This window comes from Bradyrhizobium erythrophlei (genome assembly GCF_900129505.1).
GTDB lineage: Bacteria > Pseudomonadota > Alphaproteobacteria > Rhizobiales > Xanthobacteraceae > Bradyrhizobium > Bradyrhizobium erythrophlei_D.
This window is the reverse complement of sequence record NZ_LT670818.1, coordinates 4,892,971-4,907,198: the sequence shown is the minus strand read 5'-3', so window position 1 is coordinate 4,907,198 and position 14,228 is coordinate 4,892,971. Positions and strand designations below refer to the sequence as shown.

General features: G+C 64.5%; 13 protein-coding genes. 6 read left to right on the top strand and 7 right to left on the bottom strand.

The annotated features are described in order from the left end of the window. Positions 1-8: 8 nt before the first annotated feature. The 4 genes from B5525_RS22615 to B5525_RS22600 all read right to left on the bottom strand — a co-directional run bounded on the left by B5525_RS22615 (position 9) and on the right by B5525_RS22600 (position 4,188). Positions 9-575 (bottom strand): TIGR03809 family protein, encoded by a 567-nt coding sequence (locus B5525_RS22615; protein WP_079567986.1) that lies wholly within the window; start codon positions 573-575, stop codon positions 9-11. Positions 576-1,174: 599 nt separating this feature from the next. After that, a complete protein-coding gene (locus B5525_RS22610) occupies positions 1,175-2,881 on the bottom strand; it encodes a S8 family serine peptidase (protein ID WP_079567985.1) in 1,707 nt (568 codons plus the stop codon). 42 nt (positions 2,882-2,923) lie between these two features. Then, positions 2,924-3,622 (bottom strand): hypothetical protein, encoded by a 699-nt coding sequence (locus tag B5525_RS22605; protein WP_079573676.1) that lies wholly within the window; start codon positions 3,620-3,622, stop codon positions 2,924-2,926. Next, positions 3,619-4,188, bottom strand: a complete 570-nt coding sequence (locus B5525_RS22600) for a sigma-70 family RNA polymerase sigma factor (RefSeq protein WP_079567984.1) — start codon at positions 4,186-4,188, stop codon at positions 3,619-3,621. The genes B5525_RS22605 and B5525_RS22600 overlap by 4 nt, the downstream gene beginning before the upstream one ends. Positions 4,189-4,622: 434 nt before the next feature. Between B5525_RS22600 and B5525_RS22595 the strand changes: the two genes are divergently transcribed. Both B5525_RS22595 and B5525_RS22590 read left to right on the top strand, forming a co-directional pair. Beyond that, positions 4,623-5,777 (top strand): GGDEF domain-containing protein, encoded by a 1,155-nt coding sequence (locus B5525_RS22595; protein ID WP_079567983.1) that lies wholly within the window; start codon positions 4,623-4,625, stop codon positions 5,775-5,777. Between the two features lie 63 nt (positions 5,778-5,840). Further along, positions 5,841-6,947 (top strand): DUF2336 domain-containing protein, encoded by a 1,107-nt coding sequence (locus tag B5525_RS22590; RefSeq protein ID WP_079567982.1) that lies wholly within the window; start codon positions 5,841-5,843, stop codon positions 6,945-6,947. A gap of 13 nt (positions 6,948-6,960) precedes the next feature. On the opposite strand, the gene B5525_RS22585 is transcribed toward B5525_RS22590, so the two are convergent. Both B5525_RS22585 and B5525_RS22580 read right to left on the bottom strand, forming a co-directional pair. After that, a complete protein-coding gene (locus B5525_RS22585; RefSeq protein ID WP_079567981.1) occupies positions 6,961-7,596 on the bottom strand; it encodes an NrsF family protein in 636 nt (211 codons plus the stop codon). Positions 7,597-7,598: 2 nt separating this feature from the next. After that, positions 7,599-8,144, bottom strand: coding sequence for a sigma-70 family RNA polymerase sigma factor (locus tag B5525_RS22580; protein ID WP_079567980.1), 546 nt, complete (start codon positions 8,142-8,144; stop codon positions 7,599-7,601). A 159-nt stretch (positions 8,145-8,303) separates the two neighbouring features. Here B5525_RS22580 and B5525_RS22575 point away from each other — a divergent pair, with 159 nt between their 5' ends. Further along, positions 8,304-9,191, top strand: a complete 888-nt coding sequence (locus tag B5525_RS22575) for a hypothetical protein (RefSeq protein WP_244567536.1) — start codon at positions 8,304-8,306, stop codon at positions 9,189-9,191. 120 nt (positions 9,192-9,311) lie between these two features. Further along, a complete protein-coding gene (locus B5525_RS22570; RefSeq protein WP_079567978.1) occupies positions 9,312-10,091 on the top strand; it encodes an enoyl-CoA hydratase in 780 nt (259 codons plus the stop codon). Positions 10,092-10,102: 11 nt separating this feature from the next. Here the strand turns inward: B5525_RS22570 and B5525_RS22565 are convergent, their stop codons facing one another. Further along, the gene (locus B5525_RS22565; RefSeq protein ID WP_079573674.1) at positions 10,103-11,965 is read right to left on the bottom strand and encodes an acetyl-CoA hydrolase/transferase C-terminal domain-containing protein; all 1,863 of its coding nucleotides are present in this window, start codon (positions 11,963-11,965) and stop codon (positions 10,103-10,105) included. 234 nt (positions 11,966-12,199) lie between these two features. Here B5525_RS22565 and B5525_RS22560 point away from each other — a divergent pair, with 234 nt between their 5' ends. Both B5525_RS22560 and B5525_RS22555 read left to right on the top strand, forming a co-directional pair. Beyond that, positions 12,200-13,642: a TolC family outer membrane protein gene (locus B5525_RS22560; RefSeq protein WP_079567977.1), complete on the top strand. Its 1,443-nt coding sequence runs from the start codon at positions 12,200-12,202 to the stop codon at positions 13,640-13,642. 16 nt (positions 13,643-13,658) lie between these two features. Beyond that, positions 13,659-14,222, top strand: a complete 564-nt coding sequence (locus B5525_RS22555) for a hypothetical protein (protein WP_079567976.1) — start codon at positions 13,659-13,661, stop codon at positions 14,220-14,222. Positions 14,223-14,228 lie beyond the last annotated feature (6 nt).

Sequence of the window (14,228 nt, the reverse complement as noted above, 5' to 3'; positions counted from 1 at the left end):
GCGAGCGCCTACAGCGTATTTCGCAGCAGCGGATAGCGCTCCAATATCGCGGCAGCGATACTCCGGGTCCTCTCCGAGGCGTCGACCGACGAGGGTGCAGGAGGTGCTTCTTTCACACGTACTTCCTCGATATGCACGTCCTCGAGATGTACCTCCGCGAGGCGGACCTTCCCCAGTATGACGGCTTCGAGACTTGCTTCGCTCAGACCTAGGCTGTCCGCTTGCGGGACGATCGAGACAATCGATGGCGGCGGTTCGGCCAAAATCGGCGCCGGCTGCGGCGGCTTGACCTGCTCGTCCCTTCGCTCGCTGCGCGCCAGCGACGCCCGGGTGCGACCGAGCCAGGACATGTCGAGGACGTTGTTGTTGCGGGAAGCCTCGCGCAACGAGAGATCGCGCCAAGTTTCCACCGCGGCCTTGGCTTCCTGGATATTCTCCAGAAAAGCGCGTTCGCTGTGATAGCGGCGCCAGCGGCCGGTTTCAAACAGTTCGGTGAGATGTTCGAGGCGCGCTTCGGCAAGAGCGCACCATCGCGCGACCACGCGGCCGCGTGCCACGTCGAGTTGATGTGTCATGAACCAGCCCGTAAGGAGAGAAAAACGGACGCTGACGCAACCAACAAGGGACGAATCAATCACACGTGGCACATATATTTTGTGGAAAACCTTAAAGAAGTCTAGCGGGCGCCATGATCGGACACCCGTTATCGAACAAAAACCGTAGTGACGCAGGGCTTTCCTGACTGTTCACAGTCAAGCCGCACAGCGGCATGGCCGTGTTGCGGAGTTCCGTGGGTGCGACGGCGCAGCGCCTTCCGCGGAATTCAACGAATCGATGTGCCAAAAGCAGCGCCGGAAACGAAAGACCCGTCCGGGGGGACAACCGGACGGGTCAAGCCATATGGGCGCTTGGGGTGGATGGGCGCTCGCGCCGAATACAGCCTCGATGGGGAGGGATAACCGCTCCCACCTGTATCTGTCGCGGAAGGGCCGCCGCACGTTCAAACCGGACGCGAATTTTTTTAACTTTTCGGAATTCCCGGCGCGCCGTGAGCCGAGGACCTGCCCTTTCGGGTCGGGGAAGGGAAACCGGTTCACGTCGGAAAAACCCGCAAAATCAAGGATCTGCCGCCCCATTCTAATTCTCTCGAAGAGCAAGAGGCCGTGACCGGAAGCTATTGCGCGGCGGAACGATTGGCTGCGGCCGGCTTGTCGGCGGCCATGGCGGCCGCCGGTTCGGTCAAGCCGCGGGTGGCAGGCGCGTCCGGACGGTCCGTTGCTTTTTCGACGGCAAGCGCCGGCGCATCGGTTGCCGCGACCAGCGGCGCGCTGGCGACGGCCGAGACCGCTGCAAAAGCATCCGCTTCCCCGGCACCGAACAGATCGTCGCGGCCCGGCGTGCCGAGATCGCGGGCGGTCTTCATCAGGATCGCGCGCACTTCGTCCGGCTTCAGCGCAGGATTGCGCTCGAGGATCAGGGCGGCGAGGCCGGAGACATAGGCGGCTGAAAACGAGGTGCCCGATGTCATCTGGTATTTTTCGTCCGGAGCCGGCAGGAAGATATCGACGCCGGGAGCGGCGACGGCGATATAAGCGCCGCGATTCGAGGCCGCGAATAATTTGTCCTGGGCGTCGGTGGCGCTGACGGCGATGACGCTGGCGTTGGCCGCCGGATATAACGGCGGCGATTTCGGCCCGGCATTGCCGCTCGCCGCGACCATCAGGATCCCCTTGGCAGCGGTGGCGGCGATACCGCGTTCGATCAGCGGATCCTTCGGGCCGGAGAAGCTCATATTGACGATCCGCGCGCCATGCGCGGCGGCGTAGTCGAGCCCCTTCAGCACGACGAATGTCGTACTTTCCGCACCATTCGGCGCCGTCGCGAACGCGCGGATCGCCAGGATCCGCGCCGCTGGCGCGCTCCCCATCAGCCGCGCATGCGCCACGATCGCGCCGGCGACGCCGGTGCCATGGACATGCGGACCTTCCTTGCTGCCGAGCGCATCGAAGCTTTCCGCGATCGCACCCGCGAGTTCGGGATGCCTGACGTCAACAGCGGAATCGATCACGGCGACGGTGACGTTGGCGCCGTGGGCCAGCGTATGGGCCTCGGGCAACCGAAGCTTGACCAGCGCATATTGCGCGGGATCGCCCTCGGCCGGAACGGCCTTCTGGTCCTGCAGCAGATAACGGAAGTTCGGCTGCACCGAGCGAACACTCGCTTCCGCGGCGAATTCGCGGCCGACGGTCTCGACCGCTCGGCGGTCGCTGATGCGGAACAGGCCGATGGTGGCGCCGACAAGCGGAAAATTCTGCGACTGCAGGCGCGTCAGCCCGTGCCGACGCGCCAGCTCGTCGGCCTGCGCATCGGTCAGCGCACCGTCGATCTCGGCCACGATCTCGTTCACGCGCGAGGCGAGTGCGGCAGCCTGCGATCCGTTGCGGCGAGGGTTATTGGCGGTTTTCTTGCCGGACGGCCCGCCGCTGCCACCATCGGCCGAGGTCACCGGCTGATCCAGGCATGCGCCGCCGCTGTCGCGATAGGCGTAAGCGCAGGCCGGATACAAATTCGGCGAATAGCGGGCATAGGGAAGCGACCGGACCCCGATCCGGGATGCCGATCGCACCGTCATGGTACTGATCCCGGACGTGGTTCGGCCGACGCCTGTCACCGCCCTGCCCGCAATGTTCGGATTGATTCGGGGCGCCACAGTCGGATTGATGGTCGGAATGCGCGATCCGATATTGATGCTGGGCGAGCGCATGATGCTTTGGGCGTGAACCGCCGATCCGTCGAGACAGGCGAACGGCAAAGCCGCCGACAACAGCGCCATCGCCGCGCGCCGCGCCGTTATCCGCCAATTCGCGAGATCGTGGACCATGGGACCCCGGCCTATACGCTGTTACCCAGCTGGCGCACGGCGCTAGGGAGTCGCCACCGCCAGATTGACGATCTTCTCGCTTTGCAGCTTGCTCATCAGCGCGGCGACTTCTTCCTTGCTCATCGCCCTGTTGCCGAATTGCAGCCGAAACATGCCGCCCTTGGCACCGCCGACGATCGAAGCCTGATAATTGTCGAGCAGCGCCGTGATATCGGCGATGCGCGCGTCGGGCGCGAACCGTACCAGCGCGCGTGGGGGCGAAGCCCCCCCGAGGTCGCGGGTGATGGGCTCGCTGGTACTCAACGACGCCGTCTGGAAGGTGGAATTCTGGTTCTTCACCAGCACTGTGCCGATCACGGCGGCCTGCAGCAGGAGCGCGAGCGCGCCCAGGCTGGCCGACCACGCCAGCGTCCGCGGCGAGAGTTTTGCGAAAAACCCCGAGAAGCGCGCGGAAAAATTAATCGAAGCCGACGGTTGGCGCGCCGGCTCCGCGTCTATCGCGGCAAACAGCTTCTGCATGGCGCGCGCGGACGGCGCACCGAGGCTTTCATTGAGATCAATGGTTTCGGCGTATTCTTCCCGGATCACGGCATATTGCCGGGCAAGCTCCGCATCACGGGCCAGCGCCTCCTCGACGCGGCGGGCATCGCGCGCGTTCAGCGTGCCGGCCGCGTGAAATGGCAACAGCATCTCTATTTCACTGGGCTCTAGCTCCAGCATCTGCTTGCTCGCTGCCATCACGGCCAACCTCGTTCCACGCCGGCTGCCTTCAGCAGTTCGGCCAGTTTCTTGCGCGCATAGAACAGGCGCGTCTTGACGGTGTTCTCGGGAATGCCGACGATTTCAGCCACTTCTTCCACGGATTTCTCATGGTAGTAGACGAGATCGACGATCTCCCGGTGGTCCGGCGAAAGCGCCGTCAGGCACTTGCGCAACACGTCACTGGTATCCTTCTTCTGCACCGCCACTTCCGGATCGTCGGACGCATCCTCGATCGCATTGGCGGCCTCATCGTCCAGCTCCGCATCCTTCCTGCGCCGCAGCGCAGACAGGGCCTTGAATCGCGTAATCGCCAGCAGCCAGGTGGAAACGGCGGATCGGCCTTCAAACTTGCCAGCCTGGCGCCATACATCGAGGAACACCTCGCTGATGAGGTCTTCCGCGACTTGTTCGTTCCGCACCAGCCGAAGCCCGAAGCGGAACACCCTGACATGGTGCCGCCCATACAGCACCTGCATGGCAAGGCGGTCGCCTTGAGCGATCCGAGCGATCAGGACGTCGTCCGAAGCCGCCTGTGTCGCACTCAATGGCCGTCTCGCAAGGTTGGTCGGATTGGGCTGGCCGGTGGTTCGATGGGAAAGGCAAGATTCTCCAAATTATCGCAAGTGCCGGGTTGCATCTGTGACCTGCCCCACAGAACGAAAAATTCCGGCAGCGATCTGGCCGGCCGGCAGCAATCATCCGAAAATATCGGTATCATAATACAGAAGTGCTTTCTTCGCGCCCGCTGCAGCCCGTAAGCCCACCTTACCAAGGCTTTGCTCACAAAACAGCTCCGACGGAACCCGGCGCAGGCGACCGCCGCCCGCATCGGTGCACATTACTCTGATCCGGCTAATTTCCATTGCCAAACAAGGGCAAAAGCGACCTTTTTGCACCCCGGGAACGGGTTCCAAAAGATACCAAACCTAAAGCCTTTCCCCTTAGATTTTTCGCTCTGAGTTCCATTGACGGCGAGACCATGGGCACCGCTGCGTCGCCATTTCTGCATCCGATTGCGGCCGAACTGGAAGCCGTAGGTGCCAAACCGACGGCGAAGGTGCTGTCGCGCCGCGCCCGGCAGCGCCGTCAGATCCAGGCCATGATCGCGACCAGCTACATCGTCGATAGCCTGGTGCTGCTGCTCTACGCCCACGCCGGCACCATACCGGACACGATCGGCCCGGCATTCGCCGCCTGTGGTTTTGCTTCCATCGCCTTCTATCTGGTGCTGTCGGAAACGGGATTCACCGAGCGCTTTCACGACCATTATTTCGTCGCGCCGCAATTGATCGTCAGCGTGGCGATCATGCTGGCCTTCACCTACATCGCACCCGAAGCCGGCGTGATGTTTCTCTCCACGCTGTTCGTCGTGTTCAACTTCGGCTCGTTGCGCTCCACGCCGCGGCAGACGGCCCTGGTCTGGACTGCCACCGCGCTCGGCCTCGCCGCGCTGTTTCTTCTGACCGACAAGCCGATCTCGATGCCGCATGGCAGCTATCTGGAGCGCGTAGCGACCATGTCGGTGTTCGTCCTGACCCTCGGGCGCTGCATGTTTCTCGGGATATTCTCCTCCTCGATGCGGCGATCGCTGTACGCCAACGGCCTCAAGCTCCGGGAAGCCTACAGGCGCATCGAGGAACTCGCCGAACTCGACGAGCTGACCGGCTCGTTCAACCGCCGCTGCATCATGCGGATGCTGGATGACGAGATCACGCGCGCCCATACCGTCAACACGCCCTGCTCGATCGCGCTGATCGATCTCGACTGGTTCAAGCGCATCAACGACGCCTACGGACACCCCACCGGCGACGAGGTGCTGAGAACCTTCGCCATCACCGTGTTCGCGAATATCCGCGGCATCGACCGGTTCGGCCGCTACGGCGGCGAGGAATTCCTGCTGGTGCTTCCCGACACCCCTAACGAAGCCGGCGCGCGCATCCTGGACCGGCTGCGCGCGATCATCGCCGATCTCGACTGGAGCGCGTTCTCGCCCGGCCTGCGGGTGACGATTTCCGCCGGCGTGGCAACGCTGGCGCCGGACGAGACCTCCGACACGTTTCTCGCGCGCGCCGACAGCGCGCTTTACGCGGCCAAGGCACGGGGACGCAACCGCATCGCCAGCGCCTTGTCCTAGTCACTGATGTTTCCGGCGCCGGAGAAACCGTCGTCATTTTGTACATAGCTCCAGGATAGAGTCATGGGTTCGAAATCTGCTGCCACTTCCGAAAGTCTGCTCGACGAATTGCAGAACACGCTCGCGCACGGCACCGTCGCGCGGCGGGTCGAGACGCTCCGCCGCGTGACCGATTTGTTCATCAACGGCGCGGTGGATTTCAAGGATGAACAGATCCGGCTGTTCGACGACGTCTTCCAGTGCCTGATGGAGCATATCGAGACTTCCGCCAGGGTGCTGCTCTCCAGTCGGCTGGCGCCGATCGACACCGCGCCGCCGCTTACCGTTCGCGCGCTGGCGTTCGACGACCTGATCGAGGTCGCGGCCCCCGTGCTGTCGAGGTCGGAGCGGCTCGACGATGAAATGCTGATCGAGACCGCGCGCAACAAGAGCCAGGCGCATCTGATGGCGATTTCGGTCCGCAGGGTACTGAGCGGCGCGGTCACCGACGTGCTGGTGCTGCGCGGCAATGACGAGGTGATCCAGAGCACCGTCAACAATCCCGGCGCGGAATTCTCCGATGGCGGCTTCACCCAGTTGGTCGACCGGGCCGAGGGCGACGACAACCTTGCGACCTGCATTGCGATGCGGCCGACGATTCCGCGCCATCTGTATCTGAAGCTGCTCGCGAAGGCTTCCGCGACGGTGCGGGAGCGGCTCGAGGCCGCCAACCCGCAGCAGGCCGGAGATGTGCCGACCGCGGTGCGTGAGGCGACGCAGCGCGCGCGAAGCGTGCCCGCGGCCATTACCCCGGAAACGGCGATCGCCCACGCGCTGGTCAAATCGCTCTACGAAGACGGCAGGCTCGACGAGCACCAGGTGACGTCGTTCGCCGAGACCGGCAAGTTCGACGAAGCCAACGCCTCGCTCGCGGCGCTCGCCAGCGTCCCGGTCTCGATCGCCGAGCACATGATGATCGAAACCCGCGCCGAAGGCGTCATGATCCTGGCCAAGGTCTGCGGGATGTCGTGGTCGACGGTGAAGGCGATCATCGAAATGCGCGACAAACTGTCGGGCGCTGAGCCGACCGATCTTGCCGCATGCAAGGCCACCTATGAGCGGCTACGGCCCTCGACCGCGCAGCAGGTGCTGCGCTTCCACCGCATGCAGCAGAGCGCACCGGCGGCGTGACATCAGCCCGGAGCTAAAACCTGAGCACTTTCGATCCCGCGAGCGCGCCGATTGCGGTGACCAGCGCCGTGGCGATCGTGTACCAGGTCGCCACGAACAGCGGCGAATCGTCGGTGCAATGCGAGGCGTAGAGCGTCGCCGCCAGACCAGCCGACAACAGCCCGGCGATCGCGCCGGCGAGTGCAGGGCGCGTCGGCGCGCCGTGGCGCAGGCCGGCGAGCGCCGCCGCCAGCAGCGGCAGCGACATCAGCGGGATCGCGGTCAGGCAGGCCCGCGAATTGTTGCCGACCAGGCGCGTCATCATCGGCAGCCGCTGCGGCAGCATCATTTCTCCGGCGATACCGCCGGCCAGAAGCCCGGCCGGAATCAACAACAGCCAGGCCCAGCCGCGCAGCGACGCTTCCGGCCGCGACAGATGCAGGCCGACGGCGATCGCCGAAATCGCCAGCGCCAGCGTCACGGCAAACTTCAGGTCGAAGAATGGATTATGCATCGCGGTCATCACGTCCGGGCGAACGCCCAGACTCGCGAAGAACATCGCCATGGAAACCGGCGCGGAGGCCAGCAGCGCCAGCGCCAGCACGAACCCGACCGGCCTGGCATGGACGTTGTCGGCGGCAAGGGAGCGAATGAGCTGATCGGTTTCCATTCTCACTGCTCCCGTAACTTGGCGGTGAGGCTGGCAAGCCCCCGATGCAGCGCCACTCGCACCGCACCCTCGCTCATCGAAAATTTCGCCGCCGTGTCCTTGATCGAGGCGGACTCGACCGCGATCGATTGCAGGACCTCGCGCTGGCGCGCCGGCAGCGACTGCAACTGCGCTGCGACCTCGCTGGCCGGCGCCGTTTCGGTCGTGGGCTCGCCCGGCAGCGTGTCGGCGAAATCGTCGATGTTGACGAAAACCCGGCGGCCGCGGCGGCGCAGCGCATCGATCAGCTTGTTGCGCGCGATCGCAAACAGCCAAGGCGCGAACGGCGCGTTGGCGTCCCAGGTATGCCGCTTCAGATGCACCGCCAACAAAATGTCCTGCACGATATCCTCGGATTGATCGACCGGTTGCCCCGCCCGCGCCAGACCGCGGCGCGCCGCGGCGCGCAGCACCGGCGTGACGGCCTTCAGCAGACGATGATACGCCGCACTATCGCCTGACATGGCCGACCGCATCAGGCCGGTCCATTCGTCTTCACGTTCGCGCACGCGCGCTCCCACAGTGCAATTCGGTCGACCTTTCAATTTGTTACGCTCGAAAGCCTGCATCACGAAATCGTGATCCAGGTCTCTAGCGATCTAGAGGGTCACGTCCCGAGGATCGGGCAGGCCACGCGACCCGGTCCAAGCCTAGGCTCATAACATCGATTGGTTGCGCTGGCATCCGATCGCAAGAAAACCGGGGCTGAACGATCCGGACCGTTCACGGCCGCCGGCGCCTGCCCCGTTTTTGCCCGGTATTGCCCGAAGATTCCCTTTTTTGGCCCCGCTGCCGACATCGCCCGAGGTCTCTTTTTCGCGCCGGGTGGGTGGCAATGGGGAGATCAGCGCATGACCAATCAAGCCAGCGGTCGCCAGGCCTTGCTACTGGCAGCGGGGCTCTTTGTGTGTTTGGCGGGCCCATCGCAGGCGGCGGCGGGTGCGGAAGACGCTGCCGCAGCTGCGCCATCGCAAACCGCCGGGACGCCCGTCGCGCTCCACAAATACGCCGGACACGGTTCGCACCACTGGAAGAAATACGCGCATCGCAGATCGGGCAAGGTCGCGCTGAATGCCTCCAGCGGCAACAAGACGGCCGACGCGGCCGACGATGGCGACCGTTCGTCGGCGATCCCGCCATCGGTGGCCAACGCCAATGCCCAAATGACATCGGCGCAAACGACATCGGCCGATACGCCGACCAGCAATGCCACCAAGGCGATGGCCGCCCGGGCCAACGATATTCTCCAGGCCGCGCCCGACAAGCCGGCTGACACCGCGTCCACCGCGGATGCCCAAACCGATGGCAAGGTCGTCGCCGCCGATCAGCTTAACGACGTCGACCGCGCCCTGCGCGAGAGCGCACCGCCGGAGAGCACGCCTCCCGCAGCGCCGCTGGCGTTAGCCTCGGCCGAGGCAGAGGCCGCGCCCGCCGCACCGGTCGCCACCGGCAATCAAAGCACCGCCTGGGACGAGACCTCGCTGATCGGAAAGATTTTCATCGGCTTCGGCGCGCTGCTGACGATGGCCTCCGCCGCGCGGATGTTCATGGCGTAAACGAACTTCGGGCTGCCGTGTCGGGTTGGGCGCAAGATGCTCGACCCGGCTGCGCCATCACCCCACTTGATGCCCACCGCGCCAGCGGGCACATTGCCCGTGACATCAGCGGGGTGGATCATGAGCACATTCGAATACATCATTGTCGAAGGCAAAGGCGGGGTGGGCATCATCACGCTCAACCGCCCGAAGCTGCTCAATGCACTGTCCTTCGGCGTGTTCAAGGAGATCGCCGCCGCAGTCGACGACCTCGAAGCCGACGACAGAATCGGATGCATCCTGCTGGCCGGAGGCGAAAAGGCGTTCGCCGCGGGCGCCGACATCAAGGAAATGCAGCCTAAAACCTTCATCGACATGTTTTCCAGCGATTTCGCCGCCATCGGCGGCGACCGCGTCGCCAAATGCCGCAAGCCGACGATCGCCGCCGTCAGCGGCTATGCGCTCGGCGGCGGCTGCGAGCTCGCAATGATGTGCGACATCATCATCGCCGCCGACACCGCGAAATTCGGCCAGCCCGAAATCACCCTCGGCACCATTCCCGGCATCGGCGGAACGCAGCGGCTGACGCGTGCGATCGGCAAATCCAAGGCGATGGATTTGTGCCTCACCGGGCGCATGATGGATGCCGCCGAGGCGGAACGGTCGGGGCTGGTGAGCCGCGTGGTGCCGGCGGACAAACTGATGGAGGAAGCGCTGGCGGCGGCGGAAAAGATCGCCTCGATGTCGCGTCCCGCGGCCGCGATGGCGAAGGAAGCGGTCAACCGCGCCTTCGAGACGCCGCTGTCCGAAGGGCTCAACGTCGAACGCAACCTGTTCCATGCGACCTTCGCCCTGGAAGATCGCTCCGAGGGCATGGCGGCGTTCATCGAGAAGCGCAAGCCGGTGAACAAGAATAAATAGTGCGGTCCTCTCTAGGACGCTCTGCTCCTCGCCAATGCAGCGCTGACCAGCGCGCGGTAGGCATGTTCGGCCAGCGTCACCGGTTTATCGAGGCCGAGCCGCGCCAAACATTCAATATCGGCGGCGTCGGGATGACCGGTGAATCCCTGCCACAACAATCCCGGCAGGCGCCGCGGCGCGCTTTGCGCGTCCTGCAGCAGTTGCAGCGCCGGGATCAGCCGCTGCTCGACGTCGGTAAAATCGCTGCCGAACGGAAACGATGGCAACAGGCCCGCCTCGCGCGCCGGCTTTAGCGCGGCTGCGATCCGCTCCGGATGATTGTCGCGGTACGCGGCTGGAATCTCGAAATTCCCAGGCAATTTGCCGGCGTCCTTGGCCTGGCGTGCGAGTTCGTCCTGAAAGCGGGAATCCGTGACCTGCAGCATCGCCGCGATCACATCGGCGTCTGATTTCCCCCTGATATCGGCGACGCCGTATTCGGTGACGACGATATCGCGCAAATGCCGCGGGATGGTTTCGTGGCCGTAGCTCCAGCGGATATTGGATCGCAGCCCGGCGCCGGCCCCTCGCGTCGCTTCGAGCGTGAGGACCGACCGCGCGCCGGCAAGCGCGAACGACTGGGCGACGAAATTATACTGGCCGCCGACGCCGCTCACGACCTGTCCGTTCTCGAGACCGTCGGACACCGCCGCCCCCATCAAGGTCGCCATCATCACGCTGTTGACGAAGCGGGCGTCGACCCGGGCGCGCCGCTTGGCCTCCTCGTCGCCATAGAGCTCGTTGGTGAACGATACCGGCATCATCTGGATTCGCGCGAGCTGGCTTGCGGTCATTTCGCGCAGCGCGGAATAGAACGATTGCGGCCCGAGAAAAAACGCGCCGTGCAGCACGACGCCGTCCACCTCGCGTTTGAGGATACCGGCGTCGATCAAGGCGAGAAAGGCCTCGAACAGCATCTCGCTGACGCCGTAGAGCCCCTTTTCGAATGATCCGGTCTCCAGCGCCGCGAGCTGTTCGGGTGCGGGAGACAGCCGTTTCATGATCCCGTGAAATTGCCCGTTGTCGCGGTGACGAACGATCAATCCCTGCGCCAACGCATCGCCTACCTGCCCGATGCCGATTTGCAGCGTGCCGCCGTCGCGCACGAGGCCCGCGGCGTGAAGCCCGATGGCGTATCTGGTGTCGGTGATCGGCTCGGACGGCGGGGCGAACAGCGGGAAGTCGGTTGCGGGACTGTCGAGTACGGCGCTGAATTCGTCCGCCGGCAGATCGCCCTCGCCCGGCATGAACGGCAGTTCGGAATTAACCTGCCCGATCAGCTTGAACGACACGCGCCCCTGCCTGCGGGCGCGCAACAGGTCCACCGTGATGTCGGTATTGCCGCTCAGGCTGTAGCGCGGCACGCCGTCGACGACGCGTTTGGCCACCAGTTGCGCGACAACGTTCATCCCGGCCGCCAGCAAATAGGAAGCCGCGTGGGTGTAGTTGGCGGAAACATAGTGCTGTTGCGCCGCCGGCACTTGCTGCCACCGTCCCGCCAGGAAAAAGAATTCGGTCACGCGAATATTGGGCGGAAGCGCTCCCGCGCGCAGCGCTGCGGGATAGGCGAGATCGGGATAGCCCCCGAACAGACGGTCGATCACCGGCGCAATGAAGCGCCCCTGCAGCAGGTTCTTCGGCTTCGGCTTTTCCAGCGTCAACGCGGTGAAGAACGTCAGATTGATCGAGCGGTCGGCGCTGGCGCGCGCATAGAGCGCGTTGACGATATGATTCGCCTTGCCGAGCCCGAGCGGCAATCCGACCACCAGATCGGTCCCGACATCGCTGATGATATCCTCGGAAATCGCCTCGGGGTCGGAAAACAGTCTCGGCATCAGGTACAGGTCCGGGCGCAATGGAGATAGCCGGCGCCTGGAATCAAACGCAGCCGTCCGGCAGCATAACGCATTTGTGACCGATATCGCCTGTGACGAACGGGCAACAGCGAAACACCGAATTCAGGGGGTTGCCGCCCGCGATGGTTTGCCTGTGGCCGCAGCGCCCTCTAAACAGGTAGTTGTGTCGGGGTCGTCGGCGGAGGCGGACGGCAGGGGTTAATTCGGGATCACATGATTGGACGTGCCGCGAAGGTTGGCCACGTGACAAGGCGCGTGCTTCGATCGAGCATTTGTCTTGGCTTTGCAGCTTGCGCCGGTTTTGCCGCCACGGCCGCGGTCAGTCTTGCCGCTTCCGCGGCGCTGGCCGAATCCCTGCCCGAGGCGCTGGCCAAGGCCTACCAGACCAATCCGCAGCTCAATGCCGAACGGGCGCGCCAGCGTGCCACCGACGAGAACGTGCCGCAGGCCCTAGCGGGCTACCGGCCGCAGATCATTGCGACCCTGAGCGCCGGGCTGCAGGCGGTCCGCAATCTGCTGCCGGATAACACCTTTCAATCCGCCACTTTAAAACCCTGGATCATCGGGGTGACGGTGAGCCAGACTCTATTCAACGGCTTCAAGACCGCCAACAGCGTGAGGGTGGCGGAACTGCAGGTGCAGTCGGGCCGCGAGGCGTTGCGCAATGTCGGTCAGGGCGTGCTGCTCGACGCCGTCACCGCCTACACCAACGTGCTCGCCAACCAGTCGCTGGTCGAGGCGCAGCGCTCCAATGTCGCGTTCCTGCGGGAAACCGTCGGCATTACCCAGAAGCGCCTCAACGCCGGCGATGTCACGCCGACCGATACCGCCCAGGCCGAAGCGCGGCTCAGCCGGGGGCTGGCCGACCTGAACGCCGCCGAGATCAATCTTGCCATCAGCCAGGCGACCTACACCCAGGTGATCGGCAACCCGCCCGGGCAATTGCGATCCGCCGAAGCCGTGGATGGGTATCTGCCACACAGCCGCGAAGACGCCATAGGCCTTGCCGCCAAGGAAAATCCGGCGGTCACGGCCGCGGGCTTCGACGTCGACGTCGCCTCGACCACCATCCGTGTCGCGGAAAGCAGCCTCCTGCCCACCATCACCCTGCAGGGCAACGCCAGTCACAGCAGCGACGCAGATCCGAGCCTCACCACCTTCCGGACCGATCAGGCTTCGGTGACTGCGCAGATGAATGCGCCGATCTACGATGGCGGCACCGCGGCGTCGCAGACAAGGCAGGCCAAGGAATTAACGGCGCAAAGCCGGCAGGTGCTGGATCATGTCCGCAGTCAGGCCCGCACCGCCGCAATCGGCGCCTGGGTCGCCAATGAAGGCGCCAAGATCGCGGTAGCGGCATCGGAATCCGAGGTGCGGGCGGCGACGGTCGCGCTGCAGGGCGTCAGCAAGGAAGCCGCCGGCGGCCAGCGCACCACGGTCGACGTCCTGAACTCGCAAGCCGATCTCATTTCGGCGAAGGCGCGGCTGATCGGCGCGCAACGCGATCGCGTGATTGCTTCCTATACCCTGCTCAGCGCCATCGGCCGGCTCGACGTCAAGACGCTGTCGCTCAACACGCCGGACTATCTGCCTGAACTGCATTATCATCAGGTGCGCGACGCCTGGCACGGGCTGCGTACGCCATCGGGGCAATGATCCGCAAACCGGCACCATGAAAAGCTGCCGCATACACATCATGGGAGCGTCAGGCTCGGGCGCCACGAGCCTCGGCCGCGCCTTGGCTGACGCCCTCGCCGTCCCGCATCACGACACCGACGATTATTTCTGGCAGCCGACGGTGCCGCCATATCAAAGGAAGCGCGACCGTATCGAACGTCTCCGGCTGATGCAGGAAGTTTTCCTGCCACGCGCGGACTGGGTGCTAAGCGGATCGCTCGAGGGCTGGGGCGACGACATCGCGCGGGATTTCGATCTGGTGATATTCCTCTCGACCGCCCGGGAGATTCGCCTGCAGCGTTTGCGCGCGCGCGAGGCCCGGCACTTCGGCAGCGATGCGGTGGCTCCCGGCGGCTGGCGCCATCACGACACCGAAGATTTCGTCGAATGGGCGTCGCATTACGAGGACGGCGATCGGGAGGGCCGGAGTTTGGCGAAGCATGAAGCCTGGCTCGCGCAGCTACCCTGCCCCGTCCTGCGTCTCGACGGATCGCGGCCGTTGCCGGAACTGATCGCCGCCTGCCTTGCCGGGCTCGGCCGTGCTACACTATCGGCATAAGCGACA

Excerpts from the sequence above, each read along its gene's own strand:
- B5525_RS22610 (WP_079567985.1), bottom strand. The coding sequence starts at position 2,881 with ATGGTCCACGATCTCGCGAATTGGCGGATAACGGCGCGGCGCGCGGCG.
- B5525_RS22615 (WP_079567986.1), bottom strand. The coding sequence starts at position 575 with ATGACACATCAACTCGACGTGGCACGCGGCCGCGTGGTCGCGCGATGG.
- B5525_RS22555 (WP_079567976.1), top strand. The coding sequence starts at position 13,659 with ATGAAAAGCTGCCGCATACACATCATGGGAGCGTCAGGCTCGGGCGCC.
- B5525_RS22560 (WP_079567977.1), top strand. The coding sequence starts at position 12,200 with ATGATTGGACGTGCCGCGAAGGTTGGCCACGTGACAAGGCGCGTGCTT.
- B5525_RS22585 (WP_079567981.1), bottom strand. The coding sequence starts at position 7,596 with ATGGAAACCGATCAGCTCATTCGCTCCCTTGCCGCCGACAACGTCCAT.
- B5525_RS22565 (WP_079573674.1), bottom strand. The coding sequence starts at position 11,965 with ATGCCGAGACTGTTTTCCGACCCCGAGGCGATTTCCGAGGATATCATC.
- B5525_RS22590 (WP_079567982.1), top strand. The coding sequence starts at position 5,841 with ATGGGTTCGAAATCTGCTGCCACTTCCGAAAGTCTGCTCGACGAATTG.
- B5525_RS22595 (WP_079567983.1), top strand. The coding sequence starts at position 4,623 with ATGGGCACCGCTGCGTCGCCATTTCTGCATCCGATTGCGGCCGAACTG.
- B5525_RS22570 (WP_079567978.1), top strand. The coding sequence starts at position 9,312 with ATGAGCACATTCGAATACATCATTGTCGAAGGCAAAGGCGGGGTGGGC.